We start from the raw sequence: 15380 nt of genomic DNA, 5'->3' as shown, positions 1-15380 counted from the left end.
AGTCCTGTTCGCTGTCAACGAAGTCTTATCAATCAACCAAGGATTCCTGCTCATCAACGTAGAAGCGTTGATTATCAAACAAGGAGTCCTGATTATCCATGAAGGAGCCTTGATAAACAAGGGAGGAGTGTTGTTTATCAACGGAGGAGTTTTATTAAACAACGAAGAAGCATTTGTTATCAACCAAGGAGCGTTGATTATCAAGGAAGAAGTTTTGTTAAACCAGGAAGGAGTCTTGATAGACAGCAAAGGAATTTTGTTTATCAAGGCTCCTTTGTTGTCTGCCGTTCAGGAAGTCTGATCGGGCAGGATTTCCTTTGCTCATGCTTTTTTCTGCTTGACAAAAGAGCGTAAACATTTTACAGTTTATTTACTTTCCGCTGCAACTCCCTTTCTTAAAAAGAATAATTCTTCCCAAAGGAGGCCCGCTCATGGCATTTCGTCGCAGATCCTCACGCATCATCGCAGAAGCCCTTGAACGTCTCGCCAATCTCAAGGCAATCGACCCGAACCTGGATTTAGGCAATGGCCTCACCGTTGCGGCTTTTGAAGCCCGGATAAACAAAACACAGACATCCGAAGATACCTATAACGGGATACTTGCCCGGGCTGATGCGGCGGGTAATAACTTCGATACGGATGAAAAGGATCTTCGCGATATGTCTTCGCAGATGCTCTCCGGGGTGAAGGTGAAGTTCGGTAGGGACAGCAATGAATACGAGATGGCGGGGGGTAAGCGGTTGAGTGAAATCAATCATCATCCGCGTAAAGGCGGGAACAAGCCGGAAGATGAGGGGGGAGGAGAGAGTCGGTAAAGGAAAACCAGAGCGTTCAATGCCTGACGCTGAGTGGATGCGGATACTTTCCGTTCAACAGCAAGATGAGAAAGGAAGCGTTCAACATCACCAGCCCCGAGTTCGGCAGGGTGAACCTTGCACTCGAAAAAATTAATGTAGCGGAGGATCCACTGACTGTATGTCTGCTCTGTCTTGTAGGCATAGTGATGATAGCGAAGAACTTCATGAACTTGCTCCATCAATTTAAGCTTCGGATTTGGACGAAATTTTTGTTTACTCTTTTTATTTTCCATGTTAGCTGCTGTATATCATGATAAGAGGAAAGATGTAGGTGAAAATTGATAAGTGGAAAAGGTTTCCGCTTTTACCGTGTCAATATCTGAATAAGTGGATTTTTGCGGTACCTATTACGGTCAATAGCAGGACAAATTTCCACTTATTAATACTGTTCGGCATGAGAGGAGAATATGAGAGTCTTCGGCGTACAACCTGACGGCCAATTCAGCGAATACGTGCAAACGCCTTTCCAGGTCGATCACGCGGAGGCCGTGCTGGAAGATTGGCTGGAATCCAATCCCGACGGGATTGTCGAAGACGGACGAATCCTCATCATCGGACGGCAAGTTGTTACAAACTTCGGCGGATTCATCGACCTTCTCGGCCTCGACCGCGAGGGCGATGTCGTCGTAGTCGAGTTGAAGCGAGATCGAACACCACGCGATACGATTGCGCAGTCCCTCGAATACGTCTCCTTTGCTGAACGACTGGACACCGCTCAGCTTGAAGGGATTCTCCGGTCGTACCTGAATGACGACTCCTTGAGCCTTGCCGAACACCACCGGGAGTATTTTGAGCTGGGTTCCGACGAGGCGGTCGCATTCAACAAAGATCAACGCATTGTCATTGTCGGTCAACGTGTTACGCCTGAGATCCGGCAGACAGCGACTTTCCTTCGTTCCAAGGGCCTTCGTGTCACATGTGTGGAGTTTACATTCTTCCAAGCAGACGGAGGTACCCGTCTGCTTTCGCAAGAGATCGTTGTCGGGACGGAATCGGAGAAACCGAAGCAGGTTTCGTCTGGTTCCCTACCTGTTGTGACAGAAGATGCATTCCTTGCCTCTGCCGACGAAAACGGCAAAGCCGTTTTTGCACGGATTCTGAAACTGGCAAAGTCCAGAGCCATGCCCATCCATTGGGGTACAAAGGGGTTCTCCCTGAATGTTGATTTAGACGGCACACACGTCGCCGTGTGTTTCGTGTATCCACCTGACTCCGTCTACAAACAAACGTTACGGACAACCTTACGGGACCGTGGCGGAGTAGAGAAGAAGTCGGCAGTGCCCGAGGACGAGATTCAGAGACTATGGAAGCAGGCAGAGGCAACAGGTCTCTTTGCTCCTGCAGGACGAGACCTGAAATGTCAGATTACCCGACCCCTGACGGAGCCGGAAATCGACAGTCTTGTCCAGTGGTGCGAGTCCGTCGAGAAGGCGGTGAAGCAACACGGACTGAAACAATGAAAATGCCGAACAAAGCCATGCACACGGACGGGAATTCCGCTGCGCTCCATTCCCGCCGGTGATGGCTGGCGTTATGCGTAAAAAAGGAGAGTCATGAGCATCTTCCGAAAAAAACGTGAATTCATATTCAACGTTCATCTTGACTACAACTATGAAGCAAAGATAGAAGGGCGTTATTTGAACGCTGATGGAGAAAATAGCAATATCGATAAAGGCTCTTTAAGGCAGGATGTAGAAAACATAATTCTTGTTCATCTCCCTAAAGAATTAGAGCAGTTCTTCGGTCTTCATATTAAAACTCAGGTGCTGGGCCACACAAATGGTAGCATCACTATTTTCTTTAGCGCAGTATTGGGTTCATATTACTTCATAGCAAATTACAAAAATTTCATAGAAGGTGCTCAACTCATACGGCGTCATGCCGAGAGATTAATAACTTCACGTATTCACAGGAAATGGGACAGCCGAATTGATACAAATGTAAACATCGAGTTTCCAAGCCTTGATAAATATCGAGACAAAGAATTTAGAAAAGAGCCATATTATTCCTGCTGTAAGCCAACCCTTCTTGCTTCGCTTGTGGCAAATGTAATTTTGTTATCTATTATCAGCGCAATGGTCTATTCAGCCGTCATGAAGGTGTATTTTCCATGAAAGCGCATAACAAGGCTAATCCAGCCGACGCGCCAAAGGCGCGCGCGGCTGAGCGGCAACGTTATACCGAATGAAGCAAACCGCCCTGAATCCCATCAACTTCAGGGCATTCCTTCGCACTCTCCGCCATCCCCCTTGCCCCTCCTTCCTGCATCAGGTAATATTCTCTTGTGGAAATCCTGCGGAAAAATAGAACACTGTAACGGAATCATGCTGACGAAAGAAAAGATTACTGAAATTCTCCGAGGAAAATATCCCTATCTTATGGCAGAGTACGGCGTAAAAAGGCTGGGCCTGTTCGGTTCTTATGCCAGGGGCGAGCAGACGGAAGAAAGCGATGTTGACCTTGTGGCGGAATTTGAACGCCCGATCGGTCTCCGATTCGTCGAGTTTACAGAGTATCTTGAGGATATTCTGGGAAAGAAGGCCGACGTTCTGACACCGGAAGGTGTACGAAGGATAACCGTGAAAAGAATCGCCCGGGATATTGAGCGGAGCATTATTTATGTCTGAAAGAACGGACAGCGACTTTTTGAGTCATATCAGAGAGGCGTTGCAACGAATAACTGCCTATACTGAAACAATGAGCAGTAGTGATTTCTTTGAGGATATAAAAACGCAGGATGCCGTTATCCGAAACTAAATCACCGCCCGGTTTCAGGGCATTCCTTCGCACTATCGGCCATCCCCCTTGCCCCTTCTCCCCGCATCAGGTAATATCCCTCTTATGGAAAATGCCCCCTGATCATCGCGGCAATGCTTGGGCTTTTTAATATCAAAAGCATCTCCCTATCTTTCCTGTGTGGTGCAAAAATAATGTTTGCAGAGCCGGGATACATGGTATGATGAAACGCATGAACAGGTTTAAATGAAAGAGCTTCTGTGAAATATATTATGGAGCATAAAAGCATGTTGCGGAATTACCTGACTGAATTGAAAAATATTCTGACCGAGCTGAATCCGTATAAAGCCGTACTGTTCGGTTCGTATGCAGACGGAGAAGTCGGCGATGACAGCGATATAGATTTAATTGTGGTGCTGGATCAAGACGGTATGCCGAAGGATTTTGACGAAAGAGTCGCGAATTATTCTTCGGTAAAAAAATATTTCACTTTTTTAAAACGTAAGGTTCCTATGGATCTGATCGTGTATACAAGGCAGGAATGGGATAATTTTATGAAAGCTGATAACTCTTTCACCAGAGAAGTGCTGGAAAAGGGGAAAGTTCTGATATGAAAATAGATGGAGGGAGAGTTATGGGCAGTCTTGACAGACATATTGATGTCACTCCGGGAATAGCGGGTGGCAGACCCCGGATTGCGGGACGCCGAATTACGGTTCGGAATATTGCGGTCTGGCACGATCATCTGGGAAAAAGCGCAGATGAAATCGCGGCGGAATACGACCTGAGCCTTGCGGATATTTATGCCGCTCTCGCCTACTATTTCGACCATCAGACAGAGATCGACAGAGAGATTGAAGAAAGCGAAAAGTTTCTCGGAATCATGCGGAGAAACACGTCCTCGAAACTGAAGGCCAAGCTTCGGGAAAACAGAGCCGCATGAGCGGTAAATGAATATCTGTAGTTTCAGTGTACCCGGTGTCTGATCAATCTTTTTTTCGGAGCTGCCGGAGGTTACTTGTGAGGTGATAATTTTATGCGAAAAAAATTGCCGTTGGACAGTGTCAGAATGGATAAGACATCGTTTTCAGTAAGCTCTCTTGATGAAGAATCTGACGAAAAACAGTACTGGCTGTCAAAAAAACCGGTTGAACGCATGTACGCTGTTGAACTAATGAGACAGATACTTTATGGATACAATCCACTTACCGAAAGACTTCAGAGAGTTTTTGAGACTGCTGAACTCTCATAAAGTAGAATATCTGCTTATCGGCGGTTTCGCTGTAGGGTATCACGGATATCCGAGGGCGACCGGAGATATGGATATCTGGATTGCGACTTCTCCCGAAAATGCGGATAAGATGGTCGGCGTGCTGAAAGAATTCGGGTTTGATCTACCAGAGCTGAGTGCTGATCTGTTCCTGAAAAGAAGACAGGTGATAAGAATGGGAATGCCTCCTGTCAGGATTGAGGTGCTGACTGACATATCAGGTGTAAGTTTTAAGGAATGCTATGAGAAAAGAATAGCTGACTTTATTGACGGTATAAAGGTAAACCTCATCAATTCAGAGCATCTCAGAATAAATAAGAAAGCGAGCGGGAGACCGAAAGATATCAGTGATCTCGATCAATTGCCGTGATTATATAGCCATCCAGCCATTGCATCCGACCTGCGGACAACGGCAGAATTCGGATTAAATTTTAGGATTCGTTCCGTATCGGGTTATTGCGGTGATGTTGAGCAGGCGAGTGATTTTAATGTTTGGCGGCGCAGGAGGTGAGGTTGAAAAACTTAATAGTTGATCATTACGGATGATAATTTTACAACCGGAGGATCGGCCGCTTCGGTTATCAGATCACTTGACCATATTGGAATATCGGTGCGAGCCGTAGCCGGATATTTCGGGAACGCAAGACTTTCGGTTCCTCCACAGACAGTTAGTTCCATGCGCAAGGCTCTGAAGAATGCGACCATTCCCGTGAAAGCGCGGGAGCTTGTAAGAAACCTGACATTTGAAGAAGCAAAGATTATCATTGAACTGATCAACAGAACAGGTGCCGAAGATGAAAGAGCAAAACTTACCGAAAAATTACAAAGGCTATCGGACAGGTGATCTGCTGGATATCTGGAATCAGATAGCAGTCGGGGACGGAATTGTTCCTGGAACTCCGAGAGAAAAAATCCGGGCGATGAACCGGTTTCTGAGAGAATATGAGATTGCACCGGTATATAAGGTGGCGGCACAGCTGAAAAGAAAAAATTCTGCAATCAGAGCTGAAGCGTAACAACTGACATAATCCAACATAAGGTTCCTATGGATCTGATCGTGTATACAAGGCAGGAATGGGATAATTTTATTAAAGCCGATAACTCTTTCACAAGAGAAGTGCTGGAAAAGGGGAAAGTTCTGATATGAACCCTGCTGTACTACTATACTTTCTGAGGAAATTCACCAATGACAGCCAAAAGAGCTTATTATGAGCAGAGATAAGCTCGTTACCTGGACCATCGGCAAGGATAGCCCGGAAACCGTCTGCGAACACCTCCTGCAACAGGCGGATGCCGGAGTGCAGTATTTCTGCTTTGATTATTTTGATACCTTAGCGGTTCGTGAGATCCAACCAGAATACACCAAGCAGCTGGCTGCCAAGCTCCATAGTGAGTTGTTGTATAACATCCCCCCGGCAGACCAGCTTTATGCCCTGCGGCAGGAGTTGGAACGGGAGATCTGTGTTCAGAGTCAGGCTGCTGGCGGAGAGCTGGAGTTTTATCTGCATTCCTTTGCCCCCATGTATCGCACCTTGTTACAGCCAGCACTGGGGAATATCCCCCCGCTTCAGGACGAATCCCGTTTTACGGAGCAAATCCTTTCTATAGAAACTGTGGTGGAAAGGGCCGTGCAACAGCCCTGCAAGGAGAGCATACAGGTTCTTGCCTGGTTACGGGACCAGGGATTGAGCACAGTGCTGATTTCAGATTTTTATCTGCCCAGTCCCTGGTTTCACGTCATACTGGAAAGCATGGGAATCAGGAGTCTGTTTGATCATATCTATATCTCAGCAGATCATGGAGTGGCGAAAAGTTCTGGCCGTCTATACCAGAAGGTTTGCACTGAACTTGGCTGTTCACCGGAACAGCTCTTTATGATCGGGGATAATCTTAACTCTGATGTGAAACGAGCAGATGACCTGGGGATCCAAGCTCTTTATCTCATCAATCCGCAGCAGAAGGAGATGTACGAACGCTGGCAACCAGAGATGCTCGGCGAATCCACACGATTGCGCCAGCGTTTTGAAGAGGCTGTATCCACAGAGGGCGTGTTTAAGGAAATCAGTAGCACACTCTGGTACTTTATCCGCAAGCTCTTAGTGACCTTGCAGGAACAGCAGGCTCAGGATGTGGTCTTTTTTTCCAAGGAAGGGGAGTTTCTGAAAAAACTTTTTGATCGGATGCAGGAAGACCTCTTTGGTTGCCAGATTATTCGGTCCCACTACCTTTTGGTTTCCCGCAAAGCCACTTTTCTTGCCTCTTTACGTCCTCTGGCGGAAGAAGATTTCAGCCGTCTTTTGGTTTATTATCGGGATATTGCCCCAAGGGATTTTCTTCTCAGTCTGAATTTTGAAGAATCCTTGTCCAGATCGCTCTGCGCAGAGATTGGTATTGAATATGAGGCACGGGTGGTCAATTTTGTGGAGAGTGCTGAATTTTCCAGCTTGCTGGCAGCAGAGTCTTTTCAACAGGTTTATGAAGAGCGACGACAACAGCAGCGAAGCAATTTTTTACTCTATTTGGATTCGCTGGGAATCGACTATGAAGAGGACGGACTGACCATTGTTGATGTGGGCTGGAAGGGATCTATTCAGGAGAATATTTATAATATCCTGGAAGGCCGTGTTGCCATGCAGGGCTATTATACTGGTTTTCTGATCGCAGCAGACCCTCTGGAGAATAATAAAAAGCAGGGGATTCTGTTTGATAATACCCGCTCTCTGCCATATTTTAATGTGTATAATAATAACCGGTCCCTGTTCGAGATGATGCTTGGTGCTTCTCACGGCAGTGCAGACGGTTATTTCACCCCGGAGCAGTTTGCCGCATTGCCGGATGATCATCAGCGGGAAATCAGAGAGCGCGTGAAATGGGTGGGTGGGGACAGAGCTGCCAAGGTCGCAGGAGTTCTGAAACCCGAAAACAGAGAGGTGCTGGTCACCACCTTGGATTTGCCCGAAGAACGCAGGCTTTTTCGTGAAAAGATACTTCCCTTACAGGAGCAGATTTATACTGATGCCTGCCAGTTGAACCAGGCCTTTTTGCGTTCAGGCTGTACCCTGCCAGAACCGGAATGGTTTGCTCGCCGCCATGCCCGAATGGTCTTCACCCCCACTGTGGAAGAAATTGAGTTTTTTGAGCGTCTCTATCATCTGGAGAATTTCGGCGTGTTTGAGTATACTGATTTCCGCACGGAAGGACATCTCTCGCTGTGGGATCGTTATCGTAACTTCATAAAGATGCGCAAGAATCCCGCTATCCTGGAGACAGGAATCTGGCCGCCCATCATCCTGCGTCGCCTTGGCCTGGATTTTTATCGCCGTATCAATGGGTACAGGCGTTTTCGTCGTGAGTTTTCATGAGGGTATAATTCATACTCATGTCTGTTTTTCCCTCTTTTTCATCCCATAGAAGTCTTGGGTTGGTAGCTGTCGTTCTTGTTTTTCTGTGCCTTCTCTCCTTTGTTTTCAGCAATGGTTGGTTCGAGCCATCCCGCTTGCTTTTGCAGGGCCGGGCTACATCAGGCAATCCTTTGCTTTTGGTGCGCTGGAACAGCGGAGAAGGATTGAATACATACGAGCAACGTGTGTTTCGTCCGGCATTTCAACCATTGGATGAGCAATACAATAACAGAGTGACCATAGGTGCCACAGGGAGAATGTTGTCAGCATCCCTGAGCAGGCAGGTTGTCTGTACTGCTATTGTGATTGATGGTGAACCCTTTGATCTTAAAAAATTGAAAGAATACGGAACGTATTCAAATGGAGAACTGCATTTTAACGGCGAGCAGCAGGCGTCCTTCACGGTTCGGGCAAAGTCACATATTGGTTTCAGATTCAGAACAAATAATCATTCAGGAATCGCCTTTGTTGCTGTCAACGGGGCAGTGAAAGAACATGACCTGTATATAGCCAATGAGGCAGCAAAATTTAAACAGTTTGATTATTGGCTCCTTGGTCCTGACGGTTCTTTTTCCGTGGAAATGCCGCTGCCGCGTTACCCTGTGCATGAGCTGGAAATCCTGAGTGGTTATCCTGAGAAGCCGGTGCAGCTCATTGCAGCAGAAATTCACGGAAAAGAAAAAGTTATTGATTTACTTGAGGGCCAGCAACCGCTTCTCGGCAAAATTCGCTTTCGCGATGTGCTACAGGGTATGCGATCTTTCTTTCATCCGGTGCAATTCTGTTGGCAAATACTCTTTGCGTTGCTGTCGGCATGGTTGTTGGTTTCCCTTATTCAACGTGTTTACAAGACCGGCGAACTGCGTAATCTTTTTTTTGCGGAAAAACGATATGTATTCTGGGTGATGTTCGGCAGTGGTATTGCGGTGTTCGGTACGTGGCTCGCAGCATTCTGGCCCGGCGTGATGTCCGTTGATTCCCTCAAAATATGGCGGGCCGCTGTACTGCCGGATGTCTTTACAAATGATCACCCCTTCATGAATGTGATCCTGTATAAATACCTTTATCATATATGGAATGACCCCGCAGTTGTCCCTGTTGTGCAGATACTCCTTGTTGTTCTGCTGATGTCTTGGTTCGGTTTTTGGCTGTACCAGCAGGGAATGCCCGGCATGGTATTAGCCTTCTGGTTTCTTTTTATACTGTGCTCTGTCCCGATCGCTCTGTATAATCTTATGCTTTGGAAGGATATTCCCTTTGCCTTGCTGGTGGTCTTCTGGGCCTGTTTGCTGACAAAATTGTATCGGGAAAGGCGGCAGGGCTGTCTGCAATGGACTTGGCAACGAATTTTTTCCCTTGTTCTGCTCGGACTGTCTCTGGTGCTTATTCGTCATAACGGTCTGGTATATTTGGTTGTCCTGCCTTTGCTCTTTCTCGTCCTTGGCCTGGTACCTGTAAAAAAGGTTCTTACAGGTTTTGTGGCTCTGTTGCTGGCCGGAGGGGTCGTTTTCATAGGTCTGCATCTTGCAGGAAAAACAGCAGGAACAGGTTTCTTTTCTCAGAAGATACGTAACTATACCGGACAGTTGTCGTTAGAAGGTATGGCAAAAGACGCAAGCTGGACCATGCAAAAGTACATGGGGGTCCTGAATATCAATCAGAAAGAACAGAAATGGGATAAATTTCATTATTATTTTCATGACCGCTATGCCTGGAGGTTCCTCCAGCATTCTGGCTGGTGGGATGTATATCCCTATAAAAAAGACACTGTACAATTTCCGCGACTGCGGAAGGTCGCCATGCAGATATACAAAAAGAGTTATCAGGAACCGTGGGTGCGATTTTCCTGGAATCCGGTCTGGCTGCTTGGGCTGTTGCCCATATTAACGCTATTGTTTTGGTGGTTCCCTCATACAGCGATTTTAGGTACCATGCTGCTGGCTGGTTCCCTGCCTTTGGTGTATTTGCGGATTTTTAATTGGCGATATTATTATTTCCTCTATGTTGGGTTGCTTTTTCTTCCCGCCTTTGCCAGCCTTGATCTGTGTTGCAGGAAAAAGGTCGTCTGCGTAACGAAATAATTTTTCCAGATACCTGTTCAGGAGTATTATGACATCCACGCGTTTTTCGATCATAACGCCGAATTATAATGGCGAAAGATTTCTTGAACAAACTCTACAGAGTGTCATCAGCCAGACAGGGAGTACTATTGAGCTGGAGTATATTGTTATTGATGGCGGAAGTACAGATGGCTCTCAGGAGATTCTCCAGTACTACCAAGAGAATATCGCTCATACGGTGATAGAACCGGATACTGGTCCGGCCAATGCCATTAATAAGGGGTTGCAACAGGCAACAGGTGATGTTATTGCCTGGTTGAATGCAGATGATCTCTATTATCCAAGAACCCTGGAGCGTGTTGCCCAAGCCCTGCAAGCTCGGCCTGATGCAGCCTTTTGTTTTGGTCGCTGCCCGATTATTAATGAGCAAGGGCAGGAGATTCGTTCCGGCATTACCCGTTGTAAGGAGTTTTTTTACCCATTCTCCTCGCGTTTTACCTATCAATGTATTAACTACCTTTCCCAGCCAGCCTTGTTTTTTCGTCGGCAGGCCGTGGAACAGGCAGGTTTACTGCCAGAGGATATGGTTGCTGCCTGGGATTATGATTTTATTCTCCGCCTTTGGCACTCTGGTGATGCCGTACAGGTGGCTGGATCTCCGCTTGCTGCCTTTCGTTGGCATGAAGAATCCATCAGTGGTCAGAATTTTCAGGTCCAGTTTAAGGAAGAATACCTGTCTGTCAAAAAAGATGCAGGATCTTTTAGCCTCCAGACGTTGTTTCATTTTTTTGTTCGTTGGGGGATTGTTGGTAGCTACTCAGCAATGGCCCAAATACGGAAAAAACAGCAGGGATAGCAAGAGGAGAACAGGACGCATATGCGTATCGGGATAAATACCCTGTTTATGGTACCGGGCGATGTGGGGGGGACCGAGGTCTATCTGTGCGAAACCCTCATTGCTATGGCCGCTCTTTCCAAAAGCCCTGATACCTTGGTGCTTTTCACCAATAAGGAAAACCATAGCCTGCTTCAGGCAGATCTTGCTGAATACAGAGGGGTGGAGTTTTACCGGGTTCCTTGTCCTGCTGCTGTGCGGCCTTTACGTATTTTTATGGAGCAGTTTTTTCTGCCCTTTGTTGCCAGAAAAGCAGCAGTGGACGTGCTCTGGTCACCTGGATATACAGCCCCGGCGCTCTGTTTTTCTCCGCAGGCGGTTACGGTCTGTGATCTTCAGTATAAGAGCTTTCCGGAAGATATGAGCTTGCTAGAGAGGATAACCCTGGATATTCTTGTCCGAACAGCCTGTAGCCGTTGTCAGGCGGTTTTGACTATTTCGGAGTTTTCCCGGCAGGAGGTTATAACATACGGTTTTGCCAAAGCAGAAAAGGTGCATCCGGTATTGCTCGGTGTGACTGGTGCCTTTGCCCGCAGGAATGAGGCAGCAGGTGATACTTCTCAACAGGTACAGGCTCTGGGGGCTTATTTGCCTTTTGTTCTCTGTGTGGCCCATACCTATCCCCATAAAAATGTGGACAAGCTGATTGCTGCTTTAGCTCTGCTTGAAGATCGGATTCCCCATCAGCTTGTTTTAGTGGGTAAAGGGCGTCGCGGTGAGCAGGCTGTTCAGGAACAGCTCCAGCGTTTACAGGCTCCGAACAGAGTGATTCGATTGCAGGGGCTGGCAGAGGAAGACTTGCAGGCCCTGTACCAAGAGGCCGCAGTGTTTGTGTTGCCTTCCACCTATGAGGGCTTCGGTCTTCCTGTCCTGGAAGCTCTGATGGCAGCTCGCCCTGTGGTGACTGTACAAGCGGCTTCCTTACCGGAAGTTGGTGGTCAGTATGCTGTTTATGCGGAACGGGCTGAACCGTCTCTTCTTGCTGACAAAATTATGGAGGTACTGCAATTGTCTCATGAGGAGCGTGCAGAAAGGGGCAGGCAGGGTAGCCAATGGGCTGCAACGTTCACTTGGGAACGGACTGCGGCACAGACACTGCGGGTGCTGCGTTCCATTACGAACTCCGCGGAATAAGGTAAGGAAAAGAACAGATGAAAACAGCATTGATCAGCGGTGCATCAGGGCAGGATGGGGCCTATCTGGCCGGTTTGTTGTTGGAAAAAGGGTATCGGGTTTACGGGGCCTCCCGTGATGCACAGTCTTGCTCATTCAGCAATTTACATCACTTAGGAATCAGGAAACAGGTAAAAACAGTTTCTCTGGCAATTAACGATTTTCGCAGTGTGCTCCAGGTATTGCAGGGAACAGAGCCGGATGAGGTCTACAACCTTGCCGGTCAGAGTTCCGTGGGCCTCTCTTTTGAACAGCCAGTGGAAACCCTGGAGAGTATCAGCGCGGCAGCCCTGAATTTTCTTGAAGCTATCCGCTTCACGGGCAGGGATATACGATTTTATAATGCCGGATCCAGCGAATGCTTTGGTGATACCAGTGGCAGCAAAGCTGATGAGGAAACCCCGTTTCGGCCTCGCAGCCCCTATGCTGTGGCCAAGGCATCAGCCCACTGGATTGTGGCGAATTACCGGGAAGCCTATGACCTCTTTGCCTGTACAGGCATTCTCTTTAATCATGAATCTCCTTTGCGCCCGGAGCGTTTTGTGACAGGGAAAATTATTGCTGCTGCCTGTCGGATCGCTGCTGGTAGTACTGAGCTGCTCCAGCTTGGCAATATGGACATCCGTCGCGACTGGGGTTGGGCCCCGGAATATGTTGAGGCCATGCATCTGATGCTGCAACAGGAAACCCCGCAGGATTATGTTATTGCCACCGGTACAAGCAGGTACCTGGAAGAATTTGTGGCTCTTGCCTTTGAGGCGGTTGGCCTGGACTGGCAGGATCATGTTGTCAGTGATCCGACCCTGCTGCGACCAGCGGATATCCGGGAAGGCTGCGGCAATCCGGGAAAGGCGGAGCGGGAAATGGGTTGGAAGGCCCGTTTTGCTCTTGAAGATGTGGTACGGGAAATGATCAGAGCGGGCCGAGACAACTCTACCTTGGTACAAAACTAACTGGTATTTTTTATTTATAAAAACCAGTCAGTTATGCAACACTTTGGAATAATTCTTTGTCCTGTTCCCTTGGGGAGCAGGATATTTTTCTTTCACCCTCAGTAAAAAAAGAGCACCATGAAATGGTTTAAAAAAAAGGAGAAACCCTCTCAAGAGGAGAAAAGTGACCAGCAGGATGTCACCCGTGGTTTGCTTATCTTTGCCCATCCCACAACGGTTATTGATGTTGAACATATCCTGCGGGAAGAAGGATATGAAATTCGGGTTGTCAGTCCGCCACCATCCTATCGAACTGGTTGTGATCTCAGTGTGGAATTTCCCATGGAAGCAGAGGCGGCTATTACCGAGCTGTTGAATACAACAAATCTTACCCCGCTGGACGTTGTTCCTATTACTTCTGAAGGAATGGAGCCACTTCATTTTGTTCGCAAAAAATGGTATGGTAAATACCTGATGGTCAGAGCGGCAAATATGAAAATAACCGTTGATACTGAAACCAAAGTCGTTGTCAATATCTCTGGTGGCGGCTGTCCAGATGTTCCCTATTTGGCAACGGAACTCATTGGTCAGCGCATCAACGAGGCACCTGATCTCACAGAGGTTGGTTTTTCTCTTTGTGCCTACTCATTGAATACTGCCCGGGAAGAGCTTGTCCGGGAAATAGGAGCCTAACTATGTTGTTATTAGCCGGAGCAGTGCCTATTGACGATCCCACGCTATTGATAGGGCCTGTGACCTATACTAAAAAAGGGATAACCCTAGACGGACGTGAACTTGCCATTAATCGCGGCAATGAAGCCATGATGACCTCTGCCTGTATAACCTGCCAGCATTATGGCGTGGATGCGCCCATGGGTATGGTGGCCGGAGATATCGGTATGCGCAAAGGCAGTGAAGCCATTTACAAGTACTTGGCAGAGCATCTCCCGGAAATGGGGGCCAAGGTAATGACCCTTCATTACGTGATGCCGGATTTGAAGCTGAACAAAAAGGTGTTGGCGACCATTGACACGATGGCAGAAAAACCTGCCCTGATTGCCGATGCAGGCAGTATGTACGTGGCCAAGGCAGGTGGCGATGCCCATTATTACGATGTCTTTACCCCGGATCTGGGCGAAGTTGCTTTTCTGGCTGATGATAAGGCAGACCATCCCAGTTTTACCCGAGGTTTTATCTTTAATATGGAAGAGGATGTACCAGAGTTGATTCGTCGGGCCTATGCAGGTAAGAACGCCACCAAAACCATGTTTGTCAAAGGGGCTGTAGATTATATCTGTCAGGACGGAGAGATTGTTGATACCATCAGGGAACCAAGCATTGAGACTATGGAGCCTATTGGTGGAACCGGGGATCTGATCACAGGAATGATCAGTGGCATGCTCTATGCCGGGGTAGATCCTTTATTGGCCTGTCGGATTGCTGGCCGAGCTAATCGGGCTGCTGGCGAGTTATCGCAGCCAACTCCTGCTACTCAGGTTCAGGAAATCCTGCTCTGCCTGCCCCAGGCATTGGAGAAGGTGCATAAGGATTTGGGGGTATAGGGGTATTTTCTCTGGAAAATGTCGGGTAAAATATTCGGCAATGGACCAGATGCTGAAAGAAGCATCCGGCGGAATGCTTGAGGTCTGGTCCGAACGCATTCTCAGTGCTACCATCCTTGAGGATGTCTTTGCCGAATAGCGGGACAGGAGGTGGTTCTAATTTTTGTTTGAAACAAGGCCCCAGTCTTTATGCCTGTGGCCTTGTTTTTCTTTATGGTCAACTTACCGAGTACCTGTTCAGCACGTAAACCCGAATTATTTACTGATGGCATGAAAGTCAGCTTTTCTTCATCCCTTCTTTTTCCTTGGGAGGAGGATTCTTGAGTAGATCGACTATGATCTCTTTTTTCTTTCGATCAATAATCAATAACTGATAATTTCACCTGACCTTCAACGGGCTGTTTTTCATAGCTAACCGTGTTATACTCCATGAAAATGCTTTTTAATCATAACATTGGAGGATGCACTTATGTTAACAAACGAACTCAATTGGT

The 15380-nt window shown here is 47.4% G+C and carries 18 protein-coding genes; 17 read left to right on the top strand and 1 reads right to left on the bottom strand.

What is annotated here, in order from left to right; translation table 11 throughout:
• Window positions 1–67: 67 nt before the first annotated feature.
• Window positions 68–301, top strand: coding sequence for a hypothetical protein (locus L2082_RS06960; protein WP_446008205.1), 234 nt, complete (start codon window positions 68–70; stop codon window positions 299–301).
• Window positions 302–431: 130 nt separating this feature from the next.
• Window positions 432–815: a hypothetical protein gene (locus tag L2082_RS06955; protein ID WP_446008206.1), complete on the top strand. Its 384-nt coding sequence runs from the start codon at window positions 432–434 to the stop codon at window positions 813–815.
• On the opposite strand, the gene L2082_RS06950 is transcribed toward L2082_RS06955, so the two are convergent.
• Window positions 758–1090 (bottom strand): site-specific integrase, encoded by a 333-nt coding sequence (locus L2082_RS06950; protein WP_446008207.1) that lies wholly within the window; start codon window positions 1088–1090, stop codon window positions 758–760. The two genes, L2082_RS06955 and L2082_RS06950, sit on opposite strands and share 58 nt — an antisense overlap.
• A gap of 174 nt (window positions 1091–1264) precedes the next feature.
• Here L2082_RS06950 and L2082_RS06945 point away from each other — a divergent pair, with 174 nt between their 5' ends.
• The 15 genes from L2082_RS06945 (at window position 1265) to L2082_RS06875 (ending at window position 14886) form a co-directional block, all read left to right on the top strand.
• Window positions 1265–2317 carry an endonuclease NucS domain-containing protein gene (locus tag L2082_RS06945; RefSeq protein ID WP_446008208.1) on the top strand — a complete coding sequence of 351 codons (1053 nt, stop codon included), beginning with the start codon at window positions 1265–1267 and terminating at the stop codon, window positions 2315–2317.
• Window positions 2318–2410: 93 nt separating this feature from the next.
• Window positions 2411–2971, top strand: a complete 561-nt coding sequence (locus L2082_RS06940) for a hypothetical protein (protein WP_446008209.1) — start codon at window positions 2411–2413, stop codon at window positions 2969–2971.
• 210 nt (window positions 2972–3181) lie between these two features.
• Window positions 3182–3484: a nucleotidyltransferase family protein gene (locus L2082_RS06935; RefSeq protein ID WP_446008210.1), complete on the top strand. Its 303-nt coding sequence runs from the start codon at window positions 3182–3184 to the stop codon at window positions 3482–3484.
• Window positions 3477–3614: a HepT-like ribonuclease domain-containing protein gene (locus tag L2082_RS06930; protein WP_446008211.1), complete on the top strand. Its 138-nt coding sequence runs from the start codon at window positions 3477–3479 to the stop codon at window positions 3612–3614. Before L2082_RS06935 ends, L2082_RS06930 begins: the two co-directional genes overlap by 8 nt.
• A gap of 239 nt (window positions 3615–3853) precedes the next feature.
• On the top strand, window positions 3854–4207 hold the full coding sequence (locus L2082_RS06925) for a nucleotidyltransferase domain-containing protein (RefSeq protein ID WP_446008212.1): 354 nt from the start codon (window positions 3854–3856) through the stop codon (window positions 4205–4207).
• On the top strand, window positions 4204–4536 hold the full coding sequence (locus L2082_RS06920; RefSeq protein ID WP_446008213.1) for a DUF433 domain-containing protein: 333 nt from the start codon (window positions 4204–4206) through the stop codon (window positions 4534–4536). The genes L2082_RS06925 and L2082_RS06920 overlap by 4 nt, the downstream gene beginning before the upstream one ends.
• Window positions 4537–4783: 247 nt before the next feature.
• On the top strand, window positions 4784–5233 hold the full coding sequence (locus L2082_RS06915; protein WP_446008214.1) for a nucleotidyltransferase: 450 nt from the start codon (window positions 4784–4786) through the stop codon (window positions 5231–5233).
• 424 nt (window positions 5234–5657) lie between these two features.
• Window positions 5658–5879, top strand: coding sequence for a hypothetical protein (locus L2082_RS06910; RefSeq protein WP_446008215.1), 222 nt, complete (start codon window positions 5658–5660; stop codon window positions 5877–5879).
• A 192-nt stretch (window positions 5880–6071) separates the two neighbouring features.
• Window positions 6072–8225: an HAD-IA family hydrolase gene (locus L2082_RS06905; protein WP_446008216.1), complete on the top strand. Its 2154-nt coding sequence runs from the start codon at window positions 6072–6074 to the stop codon at window positions 8223–8225.
• A 203-nt stretch (window positions 8226–8428) separates the two neighbouring features.
• Window positions 8429–10345, top strand: coding sequence for a hypothetical protein (locus tag L2082_RS06900; RefSeq protein WP_446008217.1), 1917 nt, complete (start codon window positions 8429–8431; stop codon window positions 10343–10345).
• 28 nt (window positions 10346–10373) lie between these two features.
• Window positions 10374–11180 carry a glycosyltransferase family 2 protein gene (locus tag L2082_RS06895; protein ID WP_446008218.1) on the top strand — a complete coding sequence of 269 codons (807 nt, stop codon included), beginning with the start codon at window positions 10374–10376 and terminating at the stop codon, window positions 11178–11180.
• A 21-nt stretch (window positions 11181–11201) separates the two neighbouring features.
• Complete coding sequence (locus tag L2082_RS06890; protein ID WP_446008219.1) at window positions 11202–12353, top strand: glycosyltransferase family 4 protein; 1152 nt, start codon at window positions 11202–11204, stop codon at window positions 12351–12353.
• A 17-nt stretch (window positions 12354–12370) separates the two neighbouring features.
• Window positions 12371–13345, top strand: coding sequence for a GDP-mannose 4,6-dehydratase (locus tag L2082_RS06885; protein WP_446008220.1), 975 nt, complete (start codon window positions 12371–12373; stop codon window positions 13343–13345).
• 117 nt (window positions 13346–13462) lie between these two features.
• Window positions 13463–14017, top strand: a complete 555-nt coding sequence (locus L2082_RS06880; RefSeq protein ID WP_446008221.1) for a DUF3343 domain-containing protein — start codon at window positions 13463–13465, stop codon at window positions 14015–14017.
• Window positions 14018–14019: 2 nt separating this feature from the next.
• Window positions 14020–14886, top strand: coding sequence for an NAD(P)H-hydrate dehydratase (locus L2082_RS06875; protein ID WP_446008222.1), 867 nt, complete (start codon window positions 14020–14022; stop codon window positions 14884–14886).
• Window positions 14887–15380 lie beyond the last annotated feature (494 nt).

It is taken from the genome of Candidatus Electrothrix sp., assembly GCF_052785085.1.
This window is presented reverse-complemented; position numbering and strand designations above follow the sequence as displayed.

Bases quoted from the DNA above. Each gene is read 5' to 3' on its own strand.
- L2082_RS06955 (WP_446008206.1), top strand. From the start codon at position 432: ATGGCATTTCGTCGCAGATCCTCACGCATCATCGCAGAAGCCCTTGAA.
- L2082_RS06950 (WP_446008207.1), bottom strand. From the start codon at position 1,090: ATGGAAAATAAAAAGAGTAAACAAAAATTTCGTCCAAATCCGAAGCTT.
- L2082_RS06945 (WP_446008208.1), top strand. From the start codon at position 1,265: ATGAGAGTCTTCGGCGTACAACCTGACGGCCAATTCAGCGAATACGTG.
- L2082_RS06940 (WP_446008209.1), top strand. From the start codon at position 2,411: ATGAGCATCTTCCGAAAAAAACGTGAATTCATATTCAACGTTCATCTT.
- L2082_RS06935 (WP_446008210.1), top strand. From the start codon at position 3,182: ATGCTGACGAAAGAAAAGATTACTGAAATTCTCCGAGGAAAATATCCC.
- L2082_RS06930 (WP_446008211.1), top strand. From the start codon at position 3,477: ATGTCTGAAAGAACGGACAGCGACTTTTTGAGTCATATCAGAGAGGCG.
- L2082_RS06920 (WP_446008213.1), top strand. From the start codon at position 4,204: ATGAAAATAGATGGAGGGAGAGTTATGGGCAGTCTTGACAGACATATT.
- L2082_RS06915 (WP_446008214.1), top strand. From the start codon at position 4,784: ATGGATACAATCCACTTACCGAAAGACTTCAGAGAGTTTTTGAGACTG.
- L2082_RS06910 (WP_446008215.1), top strand. From the start codon at position 5,658: ATGAAAGAGCAAAACTTACCGAAAAATTACAAAGGCTATCGGACAGGT.
- L2082_RS06905 (WP_446008216.1), top strand. From the start codon at position 6,072: ATGAGCAGAGATAAGCTCGTTACCTGGACCATCGGCAAGGATAGCCCG.
- L2082_RS06895 (WP_446008218.1), top strand. From the start codon at position 10,374: ATGACATCCACGCGTTTTTCGATCATAACGCCGAATTATAATGGCGAA.
- L2082_RS06890 (WP_446008219.1), top strand. From the start codon at position 11,202: ATGCGTATCGGGATAAATACCCTGTTTATGGTACCGGGCGATGTGGGG.
- L2082_RS06885 (WP_446008220.1), top strand. From the start codon at position 12,371: ATGAAAACAGCATTGATCAGCGGTGCATCAGGGCAGGATGGGGCCTAT.
- L2082_RS06880 (WP_446008221.1), top strand. From the start codon at position 13,463: ATGAAATGGTTTAAAAAAAAGGAGAAACCCTCTCAAGAGGAGAAAAGT.
- L2082_RS06875 (WP_446008222.1), top strand. From the start codon at position 14,020: ATGTTGTTATTAGCCGGAGCAGTGCCTATTGACGATCCCACGCTATTG.